20 protein-coding genes are annotated in these 24,722 nt (G+C 37.6%); all 20 read left to right on the forward strand.

Features of this window, described 5'->3' with window-relative positions; genetic code table 11:
* The first annotated feature begins 10 nt into the window (after positions 1 to 10).
* Entirely contained in the window at positions 11 to 2,206 is a 2,196-nt protein-coding gene (locus AC5KOD_RS14055) for an HD family phosphohydrolase (protein ID WP_496915195.1), read from the forward strand.
* Between the two features lie 2 nt (positions 2,207 to 2,208).
* The gene (gene ybeY, locus AC5KOD_RS14060; RefSeq protein ID WP_496915196.1) at positions 2,209 to 2,682 is read left to right on the forward strand and encodes an rRNA maturation RNase YbeY; all 474 of its coding nucleotides are present in this window, start codon (positions 2,209 to 2,211) and stop codon (positions 2,680 to 2,682) included.
* A complete protein-coding gene (locus AC5KOD_RS14065; RefSeq protein ID WP_496915197.1) occupies positions 2,666 to 3,079 on the forward strand; it encodes a diacylglycerol kinase family protein in 414 nt (137 codons plus the stop codon). Before ybeY ends, AC5KOD_RS14065 begins: the two co-directional genes overlap by 17 nt.
* A gap of 15 nt (positions 3,080 to 3,094) precedes the next feature.
* Complete coding sequence (era, locus tag AC5KOD_RS14070) at positions 3,095 to 3,997, forward strand: GTPase Era (RefSeq protein WP_496915198.1); 903 nt, start codon at positions 3,095 to 3,097, stop codon at positions 3,995 to 3,997.
* Between the two features lie 124 nt (positions 3,998 to 4,121).
* Entirely contained in the window at positions 4,122 to 4,964 is an 843-nt protein-coding gene (gene recO / locus AC5KOD_RS14075; protein WP_496915199.1) for a DNA repair protein RecO, read from the forward strand.
* Between the two features lie 291 nt (positions 4,965 to 5,255).
* Positions 5,256 to 6,149, forward strand: coding sequence for a glycine--tRNA ligase subunit alpha (glyQ, locus tag AC5KOD_RS14080; RefSeq protein WP_496915200.1), 894 nt, complete (start codon positions 5,256 to 5,258; stop codon positions 6,147 to 6,149).
* A 1-nt stretch (position 6,150) separates the two neighbouring features.
* Entirely contained in the window at positions 6,151 to 8,241 is a 2,091-nt protein-coding gene (gene glyS / locus AC5KOD_RS14085; RefSeq protein ID WP_496915201.1) for a glycine--tRNA ligase subunit beta, read from the forward strand.
* 21 nt (positions 8,242 to 8,262) lie between these two features.
* The gene (locus AC5KOD_RS14090; RefSeq protein ID WP_496915202.1) at positions 8,263 to 8,643 is read left to right on the forward strand and encodes a RidA family protein; all 381 of its coding nucleotides are present in this window, start codon (positions 8,263 to 8,265) and stop codon (positions 8,641 to 8,643) included.
* Positions 8,644 to 8,937: 294 nt separating this feature from the next.
* Positions 8,938 to 10,491 carry an FtsX-like permease family protein gene (locus tag AC5KOD_RS14095; protein ID WP_496915203.1) on the forward strand — a complete coding sequence of 518 codons (1,554 nt, stop codon included), beginning with the start codon at positions 8,938 to 8,940 and terminating at the stop codon, positions 10,489 to 10,491.
* Positions 10,492 to 10,504: 13 nt separating this feature from the next.
* A complete protein-coding gene (locus AC5KOD_RS14100; RefSeq protein ID WP_496915204.1) occupies positions 10,505 to 11,179 on the forward strand; it encodes an ABC transporter ATP-binding protein in 675 nt (224 codons plus the stop codon).
* Entirely contained in the window at positions 11,172 to 12,716 is a 1,545-nt protein-coding gene (locus AC5KOD_RS14105) for a PASTA domain-containing protein (RefSeq protein WP_496915205.1), read from the forward strand. Before AC5KOD_RS14100 ends, AC5KOD_RS14105 begins: the two co-directional genes overlap by 8 nt.
* A 399-nt stretch (positions 12,717 to 13,115) precedes the next feature.
* Positions 13,116 to 15,008, forward strand: coding sequence for a DNA primase (gene dnaG, locus AC5KOD_RS14110; RefSeq protein WP_496915206.1), 1,893 nt, complete (start codon positions 13,116 to 13,118; stop codon positions 15,006 to 15,008).
* A gap of 24 nt (positions 15,009 to 15,032) precedes the next feature.
* Positions 15,033 to 16,145: an RNA polymerase sigma factor RpoD gene (gene rpoD, locus AC5KOD_RS14115; protein WP_496915207.1), complete on the forward strand. Its 1,113-nt coding sequence runs from the start codon at positions 15,033 to 15,035 to the stop codon at positions 16,143 to 16,145.
* 179 nt (positions 16,146 to 16,324) lie between these two features.
* Positions 16,325 to 16,765, forward strand: coding sequence for a hypothetical protein (locus AC5KOD_RS14120; protein WP_496915208.1), 441 nt, complete (start codon positions 16,325 to 16,327; stop codon positions 16,763 to 16,765).
* 70 nt (positions 16,766 to 16,835) lie between these two features.
* Positions 16,836 to 17,546, forward strand: a complete 711-nt coding sequence (locus AC5KOD_RS14125) for a tRNA (adenine(22)-N(1))-methyltransferase (RefSeq protein ID WP_496915209.1) — start codon at positions 16,836 to 16,838, stop codon at positions 17,544 to 17,546.
* Positions 17,547 to 17,570: 24 nt separating this feature from the next.
* Positions 17,571 to 18,689, forward strand: coding sequence for a Nif3-like dinuclear metal center hexameric protein (locus AC5KOD_RS14130; protein WP_496915210.1), 1,119 nt, complete (start codon positions 17,571 to 17,573; stop codon positions 18,687 to 18,689).
* A gap of 63 nt (positions 18,690 to 18,752) precedes the next feature.
* Positions 18,753 to 19,991, forward strand: coding sequence for a peptidase T (gene pepT, locus AC5KOD_RS14135; RefSeq protein WP_496915211.1), 1,239 nt, complete (start codon positions 18,753 to 18,755; stop codon positions 19,989 to 19,991).
* A gap of 132 nt (positions 19,992 to 20,123) precedes the next feature.
* Complete coding sequence (locus tag AC5KOD_RS14140) at positions 20,124 to 21,152, forward strand: lysylphosphatidylglycerol synthase transmembrane domain-containing protein (protein WP_496915212.1); 1,029 nt, start codon at positions 20,124 to 20,126, stop codon at positions 21,150 to 21,152.
* 26 nt (positions 21,153 to 21,178) lie between these two features.
* Positions 21,179 to 21,634: a hypothetical protein gene (locus AC5KOD_RS14145; protein WP_496915213.1), complete on the forward strand. Its 456-nt coding sequence runs from the start codon at positions 21,179 to 21,181 to the stop codon at positions 21,632 to 21,634.
* Between the two features lie 193 nt (positions 21,635 to 21,827).
* Positions 21,828 to 24,428: an ATP-dependent chaperone ClpB gene (gene clpB / locus AC5KOD_RS14150; RefSeq protein WP_496915214.1), complete on the forward strand. Its 2,601-nt coding sequence runs from the start codon at positions 21,828 to 21,830 to the stop codon at positions 24,426 to 24,428.
* The last annotated feature ends 294 nt before the right edge of the window (positions 24,429 to 24,722 follow it).

Raw genomic sequence — 24,722 nt, forward strand, 5'->3', positions numbered from 1 at the left:
AGTATTAGCTATGAAATTAGATTTTGGATCGTTACAGAAAAAATTAGGCAAAAAGTACATGTTAGGTCTGGTCATTGTTTTTGGTCTATTGTGTTTTGCGTTGCTTTATAATAATGTGCGCCAAAAGGCCGTCTCAATTAAAGAAGGTAGTTTAGCTTCTGAGACGATTCGGGCCAATAAAACCATTGAAAATAAATATGAAACTGATGAAAAAAGTCGTTTAGCTGCTGAAACAGTTAATCCAGAATACACTTATGATGAAGAGATTGCTACAAAGCAAGTCGAGTTAGTTAATCAGTTATTTACGTTAGTCTCAGAAGTTAAAACAGATGCCGCAAAGGACTTTGAGCAAAGAAAAAGTGCCGCTAAGGATAAAGCGCCAGTTGCGCCAGCTACTACTGAAGAACTAGTGGCGTCCTTAAAGAAGAAATTTGAAGCGATTAATCAAGATGATATTTCATTTTATCAAGGGTTTCCTAACCTTTTTTATGAAGGGGTCTTCGAACTAAGTGATGCTGATTTAAAGACGGTACGTGAGCAAAGTGTTTCTTTGGTGCAAACGCAGATGTCTGAGCGAATTCGTAGTAGTAATTTAGCGACAGTTAGACAAAAGGTTAATGAAGACATTCAATATTTAAATATTGGAAGTAACCTGCAACAATTGATTAAATATGTTGTAGATCGAGGAATTGTAGTTAATGAAGCAGCTAATGATAAACGAACCGAAGAACTAAAGGAACAGGCTAAGGCAAAGGTTAATCCTGTAATGATTTACTCTGGTGAAGTGATTGTTAGAGAAGGCGTTCAAATTGATTCTCGAGCCATTCAAAAGCTAGAACTATTGGGTTTAACTAGTCGAGATCCATCAATTTTTCCATTAGTTGCCTTAATTCTGTTGATTATGCTCCAAATAGCTGTTCTTGGTTATTTGGTTTTACATACAAGTGAGTTAGAAAGACAAGTCCGGTTCACTACCTTTTATGTTTTGATGATGATGATTGGGCTTATTGCGATGAAAGGTCTTCAATTATTTCAAAATGAAACTTTATCGTATGTGCCTTTAATTTTCCCAGCAGCTTTTATGCCTTTGGTGCTAAATTTATTTATTACTAGAAGAGCGAGTATTATGGGAGCTTTATTTCAAACAGCTTTTTCAATTTTTGTTTTTTACGATTTAATTGGAACAAGCACCTTACTGTTGATTGTCTTAACCTATATGTTTACAGGGCTGATGGCAACTTTAATTAAGCGTGAAAGAATTGGGCGTCAACTAGGGGCAGCTGCTTTATGGCTAATTGTTTTTCCTGTGGTATTTGTGTTTGTGGTGACTATTTATCAAGGAATGGACTTTACTGATTCTAAAACGATTGCGACGTTGCTATGTGCTTTTGCAGGCAGTGTATTTACATACCTTATGTCTGTAGGGCTTCATCCATACATTGAATTAATGCTTAATGATGATAGTGTGTTGGTTCTTAATGAGTTAAGTAATCCTAATCACCCGTTGTTGAAGCAACTATTAGTGGAAGCACCAGGAACCTATCATCACAGTATGATGGTTGCTAGTCTAAGTGCTAATGCTGTTGCCGACATTGGTGGGCGATCTCTGTTAACGCGAGTAGCTTGTTATTATCATGATATTGGTAAAATTAAACATGCTAATTTCTTTGTGGAAAACTTGCCTGATGGAGCTGAAAATCCACATAATTTTTTGTTGCCTGAAGATAGTAAGGAAATCATTTTTAGTCATGTTTCTGAAGGAGTAAAGATTTTAGAAAAAGAAAATATGCCACAGTTGGTAATCGATATATGCCAGCAGCATCATGGCACGACTTTAATGGGCTTTTTCTATGCCAAAGCTAAAGAGCGAGATCCCGAAACAAAAGAAGCTCAATTCCGTTATGTAGGTCCACGACCACAAACACGAGAAGCTGGCATAGTTAGTTTAGCTGATACATGTGAGGCAGCTATTAGAGCGATGGATCATCCAACTAATGAAAAAATTGGAAAGTTCGTTAAGGATCTAATTGAAGCACGTATATTAGATGGCCAGTTAGATGATACAGGGTTGACAATGAAAGAAATAAGAATAATTGAGAAGTCACTTATTAATGGTTTGTGCAGCACGTTCCACTCACGAATTAAATACCCTAAAATGAAATCTGAAGCTGAAGAAATGAAGAAAGAACAGGAAGAGAGAGCTTAACCATGGATATTACGATAATGGATGATACGGGAAAAGTAACAGCAACTCAAATAGCGGAGATCGAAGATCTGTTGAACTTTGCGGCGGAACACTTAGAATTAGCCGAAACAACGGAAATGTCTGTAACATTTATGGATAATGAGGGCATTCAAGTAATTAATCGAGATTATCGTCAAAAGGACGTATCGACGGATGTTATTAGCTTTGCCTTAGAGGAGTTGGGAGAAGGAGAGATGCCGATTATTTTTGAGGGAGCCGACGCACTTCCTAGAAATTTAGGCGATATTATGATTTCCATCGAAAAAGCCCACGAACAAGCAGTAGAGTATGAACACTCTTATGAAAGAGAATTAGGTTTTTTGGCTGTACATGGTTTTTTACATTTAAATGGCTACGATCATCTAACCGTTGAGGATGAAAAAGAGATGTTCGATTTACAGAGAAAGATTTTAGAGGCTTATGGGCTTAAACGGTAAAAAGAACGATGAACAAACCTTTAAAAATAAAAGTTTTATTGCGTCTTTAGAATTTGCTCTTCAAGGGTTTCGAACAGTCTTTAAAGAAGAGCGTAATATGAAATCCCATGTCTGTATTGCTATTCTTGCAGTGATTGCAGGTTTTATTTTTAAACTGCCAATTGATGAGTGGTTATGGTTATTATTGATGATTTTCTTGGTGATTGTTATGGAAATTATCAATACAACAGCAGAGAATATTGTTGATATGGTGACTAACTATCATTATCATTCAATAGGAAAGAAAGTAAAAGATATGGCAGCAGCAGCAGTTTTATTTACAGCGATTTTTGCAATAATCGTTGGAGCGTTGATATTTTTACCCAAAATATGGGGAATTGTCAGTAATTTTGTTTAAGAAAGAGGAAAGTAAATGAGTGCAGTACATAAATCAGGATTTGTTGCCATAATTGGCCGTCCTAATGTTGGGAAATCAACCCTATTAAATCGAATCGTACGTCAGAAAATTGCGATAATGAGTGATAAAGCTCAAACGACTCGGAATAAGATTCAAGGTGTTTACACGACACCAGATGCTCAAATAGTGTTCATTGATACGCCTGGTATCCACAAACCAAAACATCGTTTAGGTGATTTTATGGTCGAAACAGCCTATAGTGCCTTGCGTGAAGTTGACGCAACTCTTTTCATGGTCAGTGCAGAGCAGCCTCGTGGTCGTGGTGATGATTTTATTATTGAGCGCTTAAAAAATAGCCAGGCGCCTGTATTTTTAATTATTAATAAAATCGATACAATCCACCCAGATAAGTTGTTGGCGATAATTGAAGATTATCGTCAGCAGATGGATTTTAAAGAAGTGGTGCCAATCTCAGCAACAGAAGGAAATAATGTTGAGAAGTTATTGGAAGTAATTGAAGCCCAGATGCCTGAGGGACCTCAGTATTATCCAGAGGATCAAGTGACTGATCATCCAGAATATTTTATTGTTTCTGAATTGGTTAGAGAGAAAGTACTTTTATTAACACGTGAGGAAGTACCGCATTCGGTTGCTGTTGTAGTAGAAGATATGAAGCGTGATGAGTATGACAAAGTTCATATTCAAGCGACAATTATTGTTGAGCGTTCTAGTCAAAAAGGCATTTTAATTGGCAAGGGAGGCTTAATGATGAAGGATATTGGGATTAAGGCTCGTAAAGATATTGAGAATTTACTTGGTAATAAAGTTTATTTAGAGTTGTGGGTTAAGGTTCAAAAGAATTGGCGAGATAAACAAAAGTATCTTCAAGATTATGGGTATCGAGACATGGATTACTAAAAAGTGTGGGTGTTGATGAGTAATCATCAATGCCTCTTTGTTTTGTTGATAAATCTGTATTGGTTGGCGAATAGCTAGATTTAGAGTATGATAAATAGAGAATAAAGAAGTGAGGGAACGGCAAATGAAAAGTAGTAGCAGTGAATCAAAAGGGCTCATTTTATTTGCCCGTAATCATCGAGAAAAGGATAAGCTAGTTAAAATTTTTACAGAGAAACAAGGTAAGATGATGTTTTTTGTGAAAAATGCTAATCGGCCGAATAATCCGATTACGACAGCTATTTTACCTTTTACAGAAGCTGTTTATGTGGGAGAGTTTCGACATGAAGGACTTTCATTTTTAAATGATTCTAAAGAAGTGACCAGTTTTAAACAAATTCAACAGGATATATTTATCAGCGCTTACGCAACCTATATTTTGAATTTAGTTGACTCAGCAATTGAGGATTTGACCTATGATCCAGCACTTTATGGTTTTACCCGTCAGGCTTTGACCTATTTAAATGAGGGCTTAGATCCTGAAATTATTACTAATATTTTTGAAGTGCAATTGCTAGCTCGTTTTGGTTTTGCTTTTCAGTGGCAACAATGCGTGATTTGTGGAGAAACTCATGGTAAATTTGATTTTTCTTCTCAGTATTCAGGAGTTTTATGTGAGCGTCACTGGCATTTTGATGTGCGACGGTATCACGCTGATCCACGGGCTATTCATTTTATTCGACTATTTTCAAGTGTTAGTCTAGATCAGATTCAAAGCATTGAATTGAAAGATGAGACGAAAGTAGCTATTCGGCAAACGATTGATTTAATGTATGAAGAGTTTGTGGGAATTCATCTTAAGAGTAAAAAATTTATTGATGAGATGAAGGGGTGGGAAAGTACCATGAAGATTCCAAGACGAGTGGCCAAAACGGATGAGACATCGTTGGTGGAAGATGTAAATCAAGAGTTGGATGATTTGTTGTAGAAAAATAGTTGACAGTGTAGTCAGTAAAGGCTATTATTAGTGTAATAAAATAGTTGCTGTGACGGAGAATAGTAAATATTTTTTCTTATTTAAGCGAGATTGGGATAGTGGAAGCCAATTTAAGAAGAGTTGTTGAATGGCACTCTTGAGCAATTGCTAACGAAGCTGCTGAAATTAATCAGAAGTAGGGTGGAACCGCGATAAACTCGTCCCTATGTTTAACATGATTTTATGTTAAACATAGGGACTTTTTGTCTGAACATGAATGATACATAATAAAGGAGAGGTCAAATGAAACAGAAGTTAACAGTTCAAGAAATGATTTTAACATTACAAAAATTTTGGTCGGATCAAGGGTGTATGTTAATGCAAGCCTATGACACTGAAAAAGGAGCAGGGACAATGAGCCCCTATACTTTTTTACGTGCGATTGGACCTGAGCCGTGGAATGCAGCTTATGTAGAACCTTCACGTCGTCCAGATGATGGTCGCTATGGAGAAAATCCTAATAGATTGTTTCAACATCATCAATTTCAAGTTGTGATGAAACCCTCTCCTGATAATATTCAAGAGCTCTATTTACAAAGTCTAGAATTAGTAGGAATCAATCCTTTAGAGCATGACATTCGTTTTGTTGAGGATAACTGGGAAAATCCCTCAATGGGGTGTGCTGGACTTGGTTGGGAAGTATGGTTAGATGGGATGGAAATCACTCAGTTCACATATTTCCAACAAGTCGGAGGATTAGAGTGTAAACCAGTTACAAGTGAAATTACCTTTGGGATTGAGCGGCTAGCGTCTTATATTCAAGAGGTTGAAAGTGTCTATGATTTGGAGTGGACACACGGAGTGAAATACGGTGAAATTTTTATTCAACCGGAATACGAGCACTCTAAGTATGCTTTTGAAGAAAGTAATCAAGAAATGCTGTTTATGTTATTTGAAATGTATCAAAAAGAAGCGCAAAAGTGTATCGAAGCCGGCTTGGTTCATCCAGGTTATGACTATGTTTTAAAATGCAGCCATGCCTTTAATCTACTTGATGCGAGAGGGGCTATTTCAGTTACCGAGCGTGCAGGGTTCTTAGCGCGTATTCGTAAAATGGCTAGAGAACTTGCCAAAACATTTGTAGCAGAGAGAGAAAAATTGGGATTCCCATTATTAACTGAAAAGGAGGCTGATTAGAATGACTTATCAATTTTTATTAGAAATAGGCTTAGAAGAAATGCCAGCGCGGGTGGTAACACCGAGTATCAAGCAATTGAAAGAAAAGACTGAGCAATTTTTAGAAGATAATCGGTTAGGCTTTGAGTCAATAGATCATTTTTCAACGCCTCGTCGTTTGGCGGTTCGTGTGAATGGCTTAGCAGAAAAACAAGCGGATATTGAGGCGGAAGCAAAGGGTCCGGCCAAAAAAATCGCGTTAGATGCTGAAGGTAATTGGTCAAAGGCAGCTCAAGGATTTGTTCGTGGCCAGGGAATGACAACTGATGATATCTTTTTTAAAGAGATTAAGGGGATTGAGTATGCTCATATCAATAAATTTGTGGCAGGACAAACGGCCCAAGAAGTTATGCCTAAGATGGTTGATGTTGCTAAGAGTCTCAATTTTCCTGTTAGTATGCATTGGGGGGCAAATGACTTTAAATACATTCGGCCAATTCATTGGTTAGTCGGCCTGTTGGATGATAAGGTTATTCCGTTTGAATTGGTTAATGTACAATCGGATCGAGTGTCAAGAGGTCATCGCTTTTTAGGACAAGAAACAATTATTGATCATGCAGCTAATTATGAATCCAAATTAGCTGAACAATTTGTTTACGTGAAAGCTGAGGAGAGACAATCCTTGATTGTTAAACAAATTGCCTCATTAGCAAAAGCACAGAATTGGTTAGTTGAGCTTGATGATGATTTATTAGATGAAGTGACTAATTTAGTCGAATTCCCAACAGCTTTCGCAGGAAGTTTTGAACCAAAATATTTAGAGATTCCAGATGAGGTTCTAGTGACTTCTATGAAAGAACACCAGCGATATTTTGATGTTCGTAACAGTGATGGAGAGCTCTTGCCATTTTTTGTATCTGTTCGCAATGGTAATGATGAGCATATTGATAATGTGATTAAGGGCAATGAAAAGGTGCTAACTGCTCGTCTAGAGGATGCTGAGTTTTTCTATAAAGACGATCAGGCGTTGACGATTGATCAATGTGTGGCGAAGTTACGTCATGTGACGTTTCATGAGAAAATTGGCTCTATCTATGAAAAGATGCAGCGTGTTGGGGCAATCGCCCATTTAATTGGTCAGGAAGTTGGGTTAACTGAATTAGAATTAACCCAATTGGACCGAGCAGCTGAGATCTATAAGTTTGATCTAGTGACAAATATGGTAGGCGAATTTCCAGAATTGCAAGGCATCATGGGTGAAAAATATGCGTTAATGCAAGGTGAAGAGCAAGCAGTGGCACAAGCTATTCGCGAGCATTATTTACCTATCTCAAGCGAGGGAGACCTACCAGAATCTAAGGTTGGAGCAGTATTGGCAGTTGCGGACAAGACAGATTCTGTGGTCAGTTTCTTTAATGTCGGCATGATTCCAAGTGGTTCAAATGATCCTTATGCCTTGCGTCGCCAGACTTATGGTATTATTCGAATTATCACAGAGATGGGATGGAATTTCCCATTAATTCGTTTGCAAACGGAGATTGCAGAAATAGTAAATGAAGACATTGAACGTTTTGGTATTGAATTATCTCAATCTCAAGACGGTGTAACTGAATTTATTAAGGGTCGAATGAAACAGTTCTTAAGTACTCGTGGGATTCGCCATGATATTATTGAAGCCGTTACGAATGCAGAGCAAAATGATTTAGCGACAATGGTAGAGGCAGCAGCTATTTTGAAAGAACGTCATGACGATAGTGATTTTAAACCATCTGTTGAGGCATTGACTCGTGTCATGAATTTAGCAGCTAAAGGGCAAGAATTAATGAAACAAGGGGTGGAAGAGCCTGTTAATCCTGATTTATTTGAGAATGAGGCTGAGAAATCTCTGTATGAAGCAGTTAAGTGTGTGGAAAACAATTTGAATCAACAAACATTAAGTGAAAATTATGACGCATTAAAAAATCTTTATCCACAGATTGAAGCTTATTTTAATGATACAATGGTAATGGCGGATGATGAGCTCATTCGTGAAAATCGATTACGTCAATTATTTAGAATTGCGCGATTAGTCTTGTCGTTTGCAAGTCTGGATTTATTAATTGTCAAACAATAAAAGAATAGAAGGAGATTAGTTATGAAGAAAATCGAAACAAGTAAAGCTCCGTCAGCAATTGGTCCATACGTCCAAGGTAATATCGTGAATGGTTTATTATTCTCGTCAGGTCAAATCCCAATAAACCCAGCATCTGGTGAAGTAGAAGAAACAAGTATTGAAAAACAAACTAAGCAAGTGATGGAAAATATTAAGGCAATTCTAGAAACAATTGATGGAAATTTTGACAGTATCGTTAAGACAACGTGCTTCTTGTCTGATATGGAGAACTTTGGGATATTTAATGAAGTTTATGGCTCATACTTTGGCGATACTTTACCGGCTCGTTCATGTGTCGAAGTAGCTCGTTTACCTAAAGATGTTTTAGTTGAAGTTGAATTGATTGCAGAAGTTGGTAAATAATTAACGTGATAAGGAATGGCATACTTAATCTTCAACAATTAGTGTAAAAAGGTTGAGGCACAGTGTGACAAACATTTTTTATCTGCAACTATTAGTAGTTAGTTGAAGAACCTAAAAGAGGCTGGGACAGATGTCTGAGCCTCTTTTGCGTTCACTAGATTTTGAGTACGAAAGTGACAATATTGGAAGAATAAACCTTATAAAATTTATAGTATTTGTTTTTTTACTATGGTATAGTTTAAAGAGCAGTTTAATAAACGGTTCTTTAAAGTATGTTTAATGGAGGGAAAAAAAATGAATTTTTTCAAACGTGCGCTTGCAAGTGTTACTAGAAGAAAAGGGAAATCAATAATTTTATTTGCAGTTGTATTTATTTTAGGAAATGTCATTGCAGGAGCAATTTCTATTCAACAAGCAACTAAGAACGTTGAGAAGAATATTAAAAGTCAGTTGGGTGGAACGGCTACAATTACGCAAGATTGGGAAAAAATCCAAAAATCAGCAGATGGTGATGGCAAAGAACCGAAATATAAGACTATTACTAAAAAAGACATCGAAACAATAGGTCATTTATCTTATGTTAAGTATTATGATTATTCAGTTGTGGATTGGGCGAGTACTTCAAAATTAAAAAATTATCAACCAAAAACAGATGATGAAAATGGTATAATGATGGGAGACCCAAGCAGCAAATATAGTCAATTTTTTGATATTAAAGGCGTCCAGTTTGAAGAATTATTAGATGTTAAGGAGAAAAAAATTGAAATTGTAGGTGGACGTACGTTCACAAAGGATGAAATAAAAGACGGAAAAGCAGTGGCGGTTATTTCTAAACAAATGGCTGATACAAATAATCTGAAAATTGGTGACAAGATGATTTTGGACAAGGGCCAAGAGAATTACATGGCCAATCAAGCTGCCGAATCAAGTAGTGAAGACAGTGAGAAAGATACTCCGAGAGAGTATTTTACTCAAGATCAGGTTTATGAAGTTATTGGATTATTTACGCCATTAGAGAAAGAAGAGAAAAAGGAAAAGAAAAATGATCCCTACTCTCAAGATGCATATTTTGAATTTCAGCAGTTTAATCGGATATATGCACCTAATGAGCAGGTTATAAAGGCACGTAAAGAATTTCAAAAAGGCCTAGTGGGTAAATTTCCTGAAATGAAGGAAGAGTATGGATCAGAAAAAGAAATGAATGAAGCTATCGAAATGGCGACACCCTATTTTGTTTTAAAAACCCCTGAGGATGCGGAGGCTTTTCGCACTGAAGTGACGCCGTTGTTACCTGATGAGTATAGCAAGTTAGTGTTATCAACAGATCAATATGAAGCAATTGCAGCACCAGTTAAAAACATGTCAAAAATAGCGACATATGTCATTTACGTATCAGTTGGTGCGACATTACTGATTATTTCATTGGTTGTGTTATTATTCTTACGGGATCGTAAACACGAATTGGGAATTTACTTATCTTTGGGTGAAGGCCGTGGAAAAGTGATTGGTCAGATTGTGATTGAAGTAGTTATTATTTCTATTGTGGCAATTACACTTTCAGTTTTCAGTGGTAATATATTGGCAAAAGGTGTTTCAGGTTCATTGATTGATACACAAATGAAAGCAGAAGAAGAGAAGCAAATGAATGGCATGGATATGTCTTGGGAATTTCAGGAGTTAACAGGAAATGCTCTTGATGGCTCTGATGTAAAAGACTCTTATCAAGTTTCCTTGTCTATCGGTTATGTTATTATCTTTTATGTGGTAGGTATCGGAACGGTCTTGTTATCTACAGTGGTGCCATTAATTTATATTTTACGACTAAATCCAAAGAAAATTATGATGTAAGGGGGAGACCAAAATGGCAATACTTGAAACTAAGAAAGTCAATTATTATTATCAAGATGGTGACAAGCGTCGATTTATTTTAAAAGATACAAGTGTTAAATTTGAAAAAGGGAAATTTTACACAATTTTAGGACAATCTGGTTCTGGAAAAACGACATTCCTCTCATTAATTGCAGCATTGGATGCGCCGAAAGATGGCGAAGTCTTATATAAAGGGAAAGATATTAGAAAAATTGGGTATGAAAAATACCGCCGAAATGATATTGGGATTATTTTCCAAAGTTACAATTTAATTCCTTACTTAACAGCAGTAGAAAATGTTCTGGTACCAATGGCAATTACTGAGAATAAATTGCCTGATGATCAGAAAGAAGTTGCCTATAACTTACTTGATTATATTGGCATTGTGAAAACAAAGGCTAACCGTCCAGTTAATAAATTGTCTGGTGGGGAGCAGCAACGGGTAGCAATTGCTCGTGCTCTTGCTACGAATGTGGATATTATTTTGGCGGATGAACCAACAGGGAACTTAGATGAAGAAATGGAAAATGAGATTGTAGAGATTTTTAAAACTCTTGCTCATGAGCATGACAAATGCGTGATTGTTGTAACCCACTCCAATGAAATCGCAGAGCGTTCGGATGAGACGCTTTATCTTAGAAAAGGAATACTAGAAAAATATGAGTGATTTTTTATCTAATTTTGACAAGAATAATTACGAAAAAACCTTAACTGATAAAAAGGGAAAGAAATTATCGCCTGAAAGTGTAGAGTCAGTACCGACAGAAGATGAGCCGCGTGGGTCAAGAAAAAAACGATCATCTAGTAAAAGTCAATCCCGGGAAAAGAAATCTTCTAATAATGAAGAGGTAGTTGAGGAAACTGTTAATAAGCCTGAAGAGGTTGCTGAGGTAGTGATAGAAGAGCCTTCACCTCCCAAAATATTGGAAGCTGTAACGGCTGAAGAGGAAGAAACAAGTCGATTTGATGAAGAAGAAACAGAAGTTGATCCGACATATAAAAAGCGTAAACGAAATAAAATTATCATTTTTACATTGATTGGTATTTTGGTAGCTATTGCACTTTACTGGATGTACTACTCATTTACTCACGTACCAATGCCCAAATTTGTTGGCAAAGGAGTTTCAGAAGCTCGAGCTTGGGCTTCTGAGAATGATATAAAATTAGAGGTCGAACAGAAATATGATTTTGATCAGGAAATTAATACTGTTGTTAAGCAAAATGTTAAGGCTGATGCAAAAGTTAAGAAAAAATCAACTGTTCAACTTGTTGCTAGTTTAGGGCCAGATCCAGAAGAAGTTATCTCTCTTCCAGATTTCTCTAAAATGAGTAAGACTGCTGCTGATGAATGGGTAGTTGAACATAAGGCTGAGAATTTGTCCATTCTTGAAGAATATAGTGATCAAGTGGAAAAAGGGAAATTTATTCGTCAAGAAATCAATGACAAAGAGATTAAACCAGAGAATTATAAACGGGAAGATCAAGCCAATGTCTATTTTTCTAAAGGCAAAGAAGTGTTTGAAAAGGAAATTGCTGTTCCGGACTTTATTGGGAAACCTAAAGCGGAAGTTGAGACTTGGGTAAAGAACAACGAAATTAAGATGGAATACAAAGAAGTTGACTCTGATAAAGTCCTTGAGGGAATGATTGTTTCTCAAAGTATTGAAAAAGCTAAAAAAGTAGCGAAGCGTGATGCCATGAGTGTAGAGGTATCAACTGGTAAAGCTATTGTCGTGCCGAACTTTTGGGAGTATTCGCCTGAAACTGCAGCAACTGCGGCAGATGGTTTGTCAATCAATGTTAAGACTGTCTTTTCTGGTGATGTTCCTTATGGGCAATTAATCGCTCAATCAATTGAAGCTGGGACTAAACTACAAGCGAAAGAGATCAAACCAGTAACGGTCACTTATTCTGCTGGTAGACCATATTTACGTTCATGTTTCGGTTCATTAGAGGGGGATTTAGAAAAACTATTCTTTGAAGAGTATCGTTCTAAAGGTGCCAATATCACATACACGACACACTATGTGGATTCTAGTGAAGAACGTGGTAAGGTTGTTGATATGAGTGCTTATAATCAGTATGTACCGATGGATTATGTTGTTAGTATTGCGATCAGTAATGGGAGCAAGGCTGCGAAACCAACTGAGACACCTGATAATTCTAAAGCATCAGATACTCCAACTTCGCCAAGTAATGATTAAGATATTTAATACAGACGTGAACGGAGCTGTGACAAAAGTTGTTTTGCTCCGAGCGATCTCGAAGAATCCAGAACAATTGGTAATTTCGATTGCTCTGGTTCAGAGAACTTGCTGAGAGAGCAGATTTTTGGAACGCGTTTATCGCGCAATATAGGTGAAATAAAAAAGGGACTGTGACTTTATGTCACGGCCCTTTTTACTATCGTTAACGGCTAATTTCTGAAAGCAATCATTTGTGAATTAATTCAAGTCATAAAGATTGAAAAGTTAGCCGATTGTGCTATAATAGATTATGTATATTTGTGTACGTATATCTATGGTCGCGCTAAATGGCAGTTTTGTTTAGTGCGACCTTTAATTACTGACGCAACACATTATATTGAATGTGGGGTGAATGGCATGTCACAACGAATCCCTCAAGAAGTTATTGAGGAAATTAGACAACAATCGAATATTGTGGATGTAGTGGGACACTACGTTCAATTGAAAAAATCTGGTAAGAACTATTTTGGCTTATGCCCCTTTCATGAAGAGCGATCGCCTTCATTTTCAGTTGCTGAAGATAAGCAGATGTATCATTGTTTTGGTTGTGGTAAAGGTGGTAATGTATTTAAGTTTTTGCAGGAAGTTGACGGTGTCTCTTTTCCAGAAGCTGTGAGAAAAGTGGCTGATATGGGAAGTGTTCAACTTGATTACGAGTTTATGGATGCAGCTCAAGCTGAACCAAATGAACAACAACGTGAGCAAAATGAATTGATTAAACTTCATGAGACTGCGGCTGATATTTTTCATCATGTTCTTTTGAATACTCAGGCTGGCGAACAAGCCCTTGATTATTTAAAAGGTCGTGGCTTGACCGAAGAAATCATAGCAGAATTTCAAATTGGTTTTGCGCCAAGAGAACGAATTCTTTTGCAAAAAGTTTTTGAAAATGAGCAAATTAGTGATGAATTACTTGAAGCGTCGGGGTTAATGACTCATCGTGATGATGGTCAGTGGTTGGATCGTTTTTATCAACGAATTATGTTTCCTATTCGCAATGCTCAAGGGAAAATTATCGCTTTTTCGGGTCGTATCCTACAAGCTGAAAATTTTGATAGCGAGAGAATGCCTAAGTATTTAAATAGTCCTGAAACCTTGATTTTTAATAAACGGCAAACCTTGTTTAATTATGATCAGGCTAAAAATATCGCAAGGAAAGAACAAGAGCTGACTCTTTTTGAGGGCTTTATGGATGTTATTGCTGCTTGGAATGCCGGAGTTAAAAACGGTGTGGCCTCAATGGGAACGAGTTTGACCAATGAACAGATTAAAATGATTCAGCGGAGCTCTAACCGTTTATTATTATGTTATGATGGAGATTCTGCGGGAATTGAAGCAACAAAACGGGCGCTGGATCTTTTATCCAGCGAAACTACCTTGGAATTAAGTATTGCACGTTTGCCTGATGGGCTTGATCCTGACGACTATATTAGAAAATACGGAGCAGATGAATTTGTCCGCCTGACTAAAAATGGTCGTGAAACTGAGTTTACGTTTAAAATGAGTTATTTTAAACGGGGTAAAAACTTGAATAATGAACAAGAGCGATTTGGTTATTTACAGGAAATTATTAAAGAATTAGTCAAGGTGCCTTCTGTCATTGAACGAGAAGTGTATATTAATCAGATTGCGGAAGAGTTTGATATTTCAGTAGATGCGATTTCTGAGGAGATTCGTGGCGTTCAACAGGTCGATCGTCAAGAATACCGTGAAGAGCGACAAAAGCGTCAGTATCAACAGCCAGATGATTATCAGCCAGCTGGGTACTACCAAGAACAGCAGCCAGAGCCTAGGATTACTAAAGAGTATCAAGTTAAACCCATGACTTATGGTGAGAAAGCTGAGCAATTATTGTTGTTTAGAATCATGCATGAAAGAAGCGTTCAGGCGCGGATTAATCAGGTGAGCGATTTTGCTTTTATTCATGATGAATATCAAGAGCTATATAATCATTTTACTGATTATATGTTAACTCAGGGTGAGTTTGTTGAGGCTGATTTTTTGAGCTATTTACAAGAGGATTATTTGAAAGAGAAATTTGTACGGGTATCTTATATTGAACTTTCGGAAGAGAGCTCAGCGAAAGAGATAGATGATTATTTGTTGGCGTTAAAACGATGTCGATTGGAAGCTGTTAAGCAACAGAAGATAATCGCTCAAAAAGAAGCAAGTCGGACAGGGAATAAGCAGTTAGAACAAGAACTAACTGTTGAAATTATAAATATTCAGCGGCAATTAAAAAGTGTATGATAAAAACAAAGGGGGCTTTCTTCCGTGTCAAAAGAAGTCGAAGCAAAAAAAGTATATGATAAAGCAGTGTCTGCCTTTATAAAAGAGCATAAACCTAGAGGTGAGGTCCTTTATGATGAGCTGACGAATAAGTTAGCAACGCCCTACGAGTTAGATTCTGATGCAATGGATAGTTTAATTCAAAAAGTAGAAGACCAGGGGATTAGTGTTGTTGATGAGTCTGGTGAACCTGCTGCACGTAGTTTGCAAAAAGAAGAAAAAGTTAATAAAAAAGAAGTCAACGAAGATTTATCAGCCCCTGCTGGTGTTAAAATTAATGATCCAGTGCGCATGTATTTAAAAGAAATTGGTCGTGTCTCATTACTTACGGCAGAAGAAGAAGTCGAATTGGCTTTAAGAATTGAAGATGGTGATCAAGAAGCTAAGCAAAAATTGGCAGAAGCTAATCTACGCTTGGTTGTCAGTATTGCTAAACGTTATGTCGGTCGTGGTATGCAATTTCTTGATTTAATTCAAGAGGGAAATATGGGATTAATGAAAGCTGTTGAGAAGTTTGACCATACTAAAGGGTTTAAATTTTCGACGTACGCGACATGGTGGATTCGTCAAGCAATTACACGGGCGATTGCTGATCAGGCAAGAACAATTCGGATTCCAGTACATATGGTGGAAACAATCAATAAATTGATTAGAATTCAACGTCAGTTATTGCAAGATTTAGGGCGAGAACCGACACCAGAAGAAATTGGTGCGGAAATGGATTTACCTACTGAAAAAGTACGTGAAATTTTAAAAATAGCTCAAGAGCCTGTATCATTGGAAACGCCAATTGGTGAAGAGGATGATTCTCACTTAGGTGATTTTATTGAAGATCAGGATGCGACTAGTCCGGCTGAGCATGCTGCTTATGAGTTATTGAAGGAACAATTGGAGAGTGTTTTAGATACTCTAACAGATCGTGAAGAGAATGTTTTACGTTTACGTTTTGGCTTGGATGATGGCCGCACTCGTACACTGGAAGAGGTTGGAAAAGTGTTTGGTGTTACACGTGAGCGGATTCGTCAGATTGAAGCGAAAGCTTTAAGAAAACTACGTCATCCATCACGTTCTAAACAGTTAAAAGACTTTTTAGAATAAGCTTAATTAGAAGAAGAGCCTTTAATTTAGGAGATACTTAAATTAGAGGCTTTTTATTTTGGCCAAAAATACAAATGTGAAACACGTGTTATTTAAACATAATGTTTTCTAAAGTACCTGACCTGTAGTAAAATAATAAAGAAGTATCGTTAATTATGACGAAAATAGGAGCGTGACACATGAAAAAAAAATTGTGGTTAGTTAGTAGTTTGGCGATAGCAGTCGTAACGCTAGTGGCCTGTGGGGAGACTAATACTAAAACGACAAATAGTTCAACTGAGGTGAGTAGTATGAAAGCATCAACTGAGTCAAACAAGTTAGCTGAAAAGTCAGTGATTAAAGGTGTTTTAAAAGAGGACGTGACAGTTGATGGTGACAATGTCCGCTTTTTCATGGTAGATGTTGAAGGGGTGAACGACCCAACAGAGATTGCAAAGGGCATCAACGATGAGGGCGTTATCTTAAATGCAGAAGTTAAGCAAGTGGATGGCGAGTTTAATGCAGAAGAATTTAAAGCCGGGCAAGCCATTGAAGTAACACTGGATAGTCAAGCTATCATGGCACGTTCAATGCCTCCACAAATCCCTGGTGTTTCGATTGTTTCGATTAAAAAACTATAAGATGTCTGACTCAAGAAACTGTAAAGTGTTATAATAAGCTTAATGAATTTAAAGGTGTGTAGATAATTAAATGAATGAAAAAAAACTTTCAAAAAGACTTGCAGCAGTTGCTAATTATGTGAGAAAGAATGATTGTGTCGCTGATATTGGATCTGATCATGCTTATTTACCAGCTTGGTTGATTCTTAGCCAACACATTACCCGTGGAATAGCAGGTGAGGTGGTTGAGGGTCCATATCAATCTGCTCTTAAGTTAGTAAAGCAGCTTGGATTAGAACAAGAGATTATGGTTCGCTTAGGTGATGGTTTAGAGGTGGTTGAGGCAAGTGATGCTGTTACCGCTATTACAATTGCTGGCATGGGCGGTTCTTTGATTAGTGAAATATTAGATCGTGGCTATCAGGGGGGCCAGCTATCAGGGAATGAACGTCTAATCTTACAGCCTAATGTTGGTGAAAAGACATTAAGAAATTGGTTAATGACCCATTCTTATGAGATTATTAGCGAAGAGTTAGTGGCTGAGGAGGGGCGTTTTTATGAAGTGATTGTGGCTGAGAAAGCTCCTAAGCCAATTAGTTACAGTGTGGCAGAATTAACTTTTGGTCCCCATCTATTAGTTGGAAAAACGGCATTGTTTAATGAAAAGTGGCAGACTGAATTATTAAACCGCAATCGTGTGTTGAGTCAACTTGAACAGGCAAAACGCCCTCAGACAGAAAAAATAACAGAAATGACTGAGATGATTGAGTTAATTAGGCAAATGGAAGAAGAAAACGAGTGATTAAAAGAGGAGGTGTGGTAATAATTGAGTATATTAGCAAGTGACTTTATACAACGGTTAGATCAGTACTGTCCGCCGTCATTGGCAGAAGAGGGAGATCCTGTTGGGTTGCATGTCGGAACGTTGTCTAAACCGATTTCTAAGGTAATGATGACCCTTGATGTTCGGCCAGAAGTTGTAGCAGAGGCCGTTTCTAAAGGAGTGGACTTGATTGTCGCGAAGCATCCACCAATTTTTCGCCCTATAAAGCGGTTGACCATTGATGATCCTCAAACAAAGATGTACGCTGAGTTGATTAAGCATGATATTGCTGTTTATGCTATTCATACTAACATGGATATTATAGATGATGGGCTGAATGATTGGTTTTGTGAGGAGTTAGGTATCCATGATACGCGTTTTTTAAGCCTGACACATGAAATTCCTTATTTGAAACTTACTGTTTATGTTCCAACAGAAAAGGCGGCTAGTTTAAGAAAGTCCTTAGAGTTAGCTGGAGCAGGATCGTTAGGAAATTATAAGGGCTGCAGTTTCTCTACGACTGGTGAAGGTCGTTTTACGCCTATGGAGGACGCAGAACCACATGTTGGAAAATTCAATCAGAGTGAAGTGGTGGCGGAAACAAAGATTGAAGTTATAATGTTAGAAACCCAACGTTCTCAAGTTGTTGAGGCATTATTGGCGGCACATCCTTATGAAGAACCTGTTTATGAGTTGATTTATTTGGCTAATCCGCCTAAGGAGTATGGTTTAGGCCGAGTTGGTGAATTAGAAATAGGCATCCCGCTGATCGAATTTGTTCAAAAGGTTAAGGAGACATTTGCGTTGGATGGTTTACGTTTGGTTTCAAATACGACTGATAAGTTAGTTAAGCGAGTGGCTATCTGTGGCGGAAGTGGTGAGAAATTTTTCCGTGATGCTATCAAGGCAGAAGCTGATGTCTATATCACTGGTGATATCTACTATCATACAGCTCATGATATGATTGCTGAGGGGTTATCTGTCATTGATCCAGGGCATCACATTGAGGTATTGTGTCAGCCTCGTTTCTTGGCATTGTTTGAAACCTGGAAAGCAGAGAACGGGTGGGATGTCACATTCATTGAATCAACTGAAAATACCAATCCTTTTCGCTACTATTAATTAAAAAAGGATTATTTGAACCCAATCAAGGGGATTTCCCCTCAAATAAAAGGAGAGTATCTTATGTATAAAAATTTAGTTCCTCGATTTATTCGTTATGTTAAAACTGAAACACGGTCTAATGGCGCAAGTGCAACGATTCCATCAACTCAAACTCAGGTAGAATTTGCCCAAACCTTAGTGGCAGAATTAAACGACATTGGTATGTCTAATGTAAACTACAATGAGAAAAATGGTTTTGTGACTGCTGAACTTCCAAGTAATACAGAGAAGGAAACAGTTCGAAGTATCGGCTTTATTGCTCATATGGATACAGCTGATTTTAATGCGGTGGGAGTTAATCCTCAGTTTGTTGAAAACTATGATGGAGAATCGGATATTGCGTTAGATAAAGAAGGCAAATTCAAATTGACTGTCAAAGATTTTCCGAATTTGGCTAACTATCAAGGTCAAACATTGATTACTACAGATGGTTCTACATTATTAGGGGCAGATGATAAATCAGGAATTGCAGAAATTATGACTGCGATGGAAATTTTGATTAATGATTCATCAATTAAACATGGAAAAATTAAAGTCGCTTTTGGGCCAGATGAGGAAATTGGAACTGGCGCCAATCATTTTGATGCAGAGGCCTTTGACGTTGATTTTGCTTATACAATGGATGGTGGGCCTGTAGGAGAATTGCAATTTGAAACCTTTAGCGCTGCTCAAGCTGATATTACGATTCAAGGCAAAAATGTTCATCCGGGGACAGCAAAGGATACAATGATTAGCGCTTTAGCGCTAGCGATCGAATTTAATGAAGGGTTACCGAAAGCAGAGGTTCCTGAAAAAACAAGTGGATATGAAGGTTTTTTCCATTTGATGGGAATGAATGGTAATGTAGAAGAGGCAACAATGAGTTACATTATTCGTGATCATGATCGGGAAAAATTTGAAGCGCGCAAGGCATTAATTACAACAATTCAAGAAAAAATTAATAGTCGTTTTGATGAAGAGCGTATTAAGATTAATCTTTATGATCAGTACTATAATATGCGTGATATTATTGAGAAGGACATGAGTATTATTGAGTTAGCTAAAGCGGCAATGGTTAAGTTGGGGATTGAGCCAAATACAGAACCTGTTCGCGGTGGTACTGATGGCTCGAAAATTTCTTATATGGGAATTCCTACACCTAATATTTTTGCTGGTGGTGAAAATATGCATGGTCGTTTCGAGTATGTTGCGGTGGAGAGTATGGAAAAAGCAACGGATGTGATCGTTGAAATTGCTCGTATTAACGAAGAGCAAGCTTAAGTGAGGCTTGTCTAATCAAATTAGAGGTTGGGGCATAAGTTCCAACCTCTATTAGTATTTATTTAGGTAGTTTGAACATAATCTGGTAAAATGACTATAATGAGTCGTTAGACTTTATGAAGGGGGCTAGTGATGGAGAAGCATTCAAAGGGGAAGTTGTTGTTAAATCTTCTCGTAATGATCGTTATTATCGGAGTTATTCTATTCATTATGAAGAATTCATTAGGAGAGATATTTCAACAAATTGGAAAGACTAAACCTGGTGTTTTGCTTGGTGTGACAGGATTAGGCCTACTTTTTTTATGTGTTGAAGAGTATAATTATCGTCAAATCGTGGCACCTTTCAACTTAGAATTGCCTTTTTATTATGGATTTTTTGCTTTTTGTTATCCAGCTTTTTATCGGGTAATCACTTTTGGAGCAGGAACCTTAGTGGCTGAGGTGATGTATTTTAGGCAGAGAGGGTTAACTACCTCACAGGGAATGGGCGTGACTTCGATTCATATGATGCTGTATAAGCTTGGTGTGATCGTAATTAGCTTTATAGGGGTACTTTTTTCGTTTTCTACGCTAATTGTTGAAATGCCTTATATGATTCCAGTTGTGATAGTTGGGTTAGCTGTGACTAGTTTAATTGTTTTGATTTTGTTTTTAGCTTCGGCCAATCAACGTTTCCATCAATGGCTTATGAAGGTTGCTAATAGTTTATTTAAGTCAGAAAAAGGTCAAGGAAAAGTTAATTCATTTAATGAGCAAATTGTGTCACTTAGAGAGACTGTTCGAGAAATTATGACGGATCGCTGGAATGTTCTGAAGCTAGTAGGCGTGAATGTGTTGAAATTAATTCCATGGTATTTAATGACATATGTGATATTTCAAGATGGGCATCAATTGTCATTAGTTTTATGTCTGTCACTTGTGGCAATGGCCTCAGTTGTTGGTGGTGTAATTCCTAGTCCAGCAGGGATTGGCTCATTTGATTTCATTTTTGTCTTATTATTCAGTCCTTTAGTCGGAAAAGTTGATGCGGCATCAGGGTTATTATTATATCGTTTTGGAACATACGTTATTCCTGTTTTACTTGGTCTGTTTTTTGTTGCTCGAAACAAAGAACAGGAGCTTAAAGAGGAGATACAGGAATTAAAAGAAACAAAGACTTAGAGTTGTTTTATATTAGGAGGAGAACCATGTTATCATTTGAAGAAAAGAAAGAATTATTTGATCATTTTCCTGAGTTACGTGCTCAGTCTGTATCAATGAATCGGTTAAATTACCATTTCGAAGAGAGTGCCGTGCCCAAAACAACAGTCGTCAAATATCTACACCCTAAAAGTGCCAATGCCTTTATTTTCGCGGGTTATTTACCAAAGGAAGAAACTAAAGATGGCTATGTATCGGTTAGAGATGCGACTAAGGAAGAAATTGAGACATTGGTCAAAGAGGCAATCGCTTATCTTCGGCTGACTGAGGACGGTTACGAAGAAGGTTATGAGGAAACGTGGGGCGATGCCAATGGTGATACATTAACCTTGCAATATACGAATTATATGTGGACCGTTTTAATGTCAAGTGGCGCGGTAGAGGCGGTTTTTAAGACAAAAGAACAAGCAGAAGGATATTTGATGGATGAGGGGTTCGACTAAACCTTTTAAGTGTCTGTCAGTAAAAGATGAATCATGGTGGCTATAATCAGCTACTGTGATTCATCTTTTTTTATAAATTCAATGGTTATTCTTTGACCAATTTTGACCAAAAGGGTATAATAATAAATGTGATGATGTTTAAAGAGATATGAATTCTTTAAACAAATTAACCTTTAATTAGGAGGTCGATAAAATGAATATCGAAAAAATGACAACAACTTTACAAGAGGCGATTGCTGCTGCTCAACAGGTAGCTGTGACTCGTCGACATCAAGAAATAGACATTGCGCATTTGTGGAAAGTATTTCTTCAACCAGACCATTTTGCTTATCAATTTTATCAGGAAGCGGGCATTCCAATGGATGCTTTTGTGAGAGAGGTTGATGAAGCGCTTGATAAACTGCCTGTAATTGAAGGTAATGTTCAGTATGGTCAGGGCTTGAGCCAAAATCTTTTTAATTTATTGCAGGAAGCAGATAAATTAAGAGAGAGCTTCGGAGATGAATATTTAGCAACAGAGATTGTTTTACTTGCGTTGATGAAATTGAAAAATTACTCTTTGACCAAGTTTCTAGTTTCGCAAGGATTGAAAGAGAAAGCGTTACGTCAGTCAATTGAAGAGTTAAGAGGAGGCGATCGTGTGACGTCCCAAAATCAAGAGGAGCAATATAAAGCGTTAGAAAAATACGGTATTGATTTGAATAAAGCTGTTAAGAGTGGTAAACAAGATCCAATTATTGGTCGTGATGAGGAAATTCGTGACGTTATTCGAATTCTATCTCGTAAAACGAAAAATAATCCAGTCTTAATAGGTGAGCCCGGTGTTGGTAAAACGGCTATTATTGAAGGGTTAGCCCAACGGATTGTTAGAAAAGATGTGCCAGAAAATCTTAAGGATAAAACCATTTTTTCACTTGATATGGGGGCTTTAATTGCCGGAGCTAAATTCCGTGGTGAATTTGAAGAGCGATTGAAGGCTGTTTTAAAAGAAGTCAAGAAGAGCGATGGACGAATTATTCTCTTTATTGATGAAATTCATAATATCGTGGGGGCTGGTAAGACTGAAGGTAGTATGGATGCCGGTAATTTATTGAAACCGATGTTAGCTCGTGGCGAGTTGCATTGTATTGGTGCCACAACTTTGGATGAATATCAGCAATATATGGAAAAGGACAAAGCTTTGGAGCGCCGTTTCCAACGTGTATTAGTTAAAGAGCCGACAGTAGAGGATACGATTAGTATCTTGCGTGGTTTGAAGGAGCGGTTTGAAATTCACCATGGAGTTAATATTCATGACAACGCTTTGGTAGCTGCTGCCACACTTTCGAATCGTTATATTACTGATCGTTTTTTACCGGATAAAGCCATCGATTTGGTTGATGAGGCTTGTGCAACGATTCGTGTTGAGATGAATTCGATGCCGACAGAGTTAGATCAGGTGACACGTCGTTTGATGCAGTTAGAAATTGAAGAAGCTGCTTTGAAAAAAGAACACGATGATGCAAGTAAGAAGCGTTTAGAAATGCTTCAAGAAGAGTTAGCTGAATTGCGTGAAGAAACTAATGCAATGAAGATGCGTTGGGAAACAGAAAAAGAAGAGGTTAACCGTGTAAGCTCGAAGCGTGAAGAGTTAGATACTGCACGTCATGCCTTAGAAGAAGCTGAAAATAATTATGATTTGGAAGAGGCAGCAGTTTTACGTCACGGAACTATTCCACAATTGGAAAGTGAATTAAAGGAATTGGAAGCTAAAAATGAAGCTTCTGATAATCGCTTGGTTCAGGAATCTGTGACCGAGAATGAAATTTCATTGGTCGTAGGAAGAATGACTGGTATTCCAGTAGCGAAGTTGGTCGAGGGTGAACGGGATAAAATCTTACGATTGAATGAAACCTTACATCAACGAGTTATCGGACAGGATGAGGCTGTTGACGCAGTTTCTGATGCAGTGATTCGTTCACGAGCTGGTTTACAAGATCCTAATCGTCCGCTTGGGTCTTTCTTATTTTTGGGACCAACAGGTGTAGGGAAAACTGAGTTGGCTAAGGCTTTAGCAGAGGATTTGTTTGATTCGGAAGAGCATATGGTTCGGATTGACATGAGTGAGTACATGGAAAAACACAGTGTGTCTCGCCTTGTTGGAGCACCTCCAGGATACATTGGCTATGAAGAAGGTGGGCAGTTAACAGAAGCTGTTCGTCGTAGTCCTTACACGATTGTATTATTGGATGAGATTGAAAAAGCACATCCAGATGTTTTCAATATTTTATTACAGGTCTTAGATGACGGTCGTTTGACAGATTCTAAGGGGCGGATTGTTGATTTTAAAAACACTGTGCTAATAATGACGAGTAACATTGGATCTCAGCTCTTGTTAGAAGGAGTGTCTGAAGATGGACATATTCCAGAGGAGACAAATGATCAAGTTATGAGATTGTTACAAGCGCACTTTAAACCAGAGTTTTTAAATCGGATTGATGATACGATACTCTTTACGCCATTGAGTTTGGAAAATGTGAAAAGTATTATTGTCAAGATGACTCGCGATTTATCTACTCGTCTTGCTTATCAAGAAATTGAGTTAAGTATTTCTGAGTCAGCTAAGGATTGGATTGCCGATAAGGCGTATGATCCGATTTATGGGGCTCGTCCAATTAAACGTTTCTTGACACGTGAGGTTGAAACACCATTAGCTAAAGAAATCGTGTCTGGTCGTGTTGGACCGAAAAGTCGAGTGATTGTGACCGTTTCTGATGGACAATTAGAATTTGAAACACTCTCATTAGAAGAATAAGAAAAGACTCGGTATTGATTAGGGATTTAAGCAGGGAAGCTGGGACATAAAATCGTTTTGCTCCGAGCAATCTCGAAAAACCCGAACAATTGGTAATTTCGATTGTTCGGGTTTTGAGAAATTGCCGAGAGAGCAGACTTTTGGAGTGCGTTTGTCACATAATATACGTTAAAACAAAGAGGTTGGGACATAAGTAGATAATTAATCTGCTTTTATCCCCCCTTTTTTGCGTTTTAGGGTACACAAAAATAGCGTTCCTTGATATGATTAAAGTGACAAAACCCAATCAGAGAG

The organism is Vagococcus sp. WN80Y, from assembly GCF_059621045.1.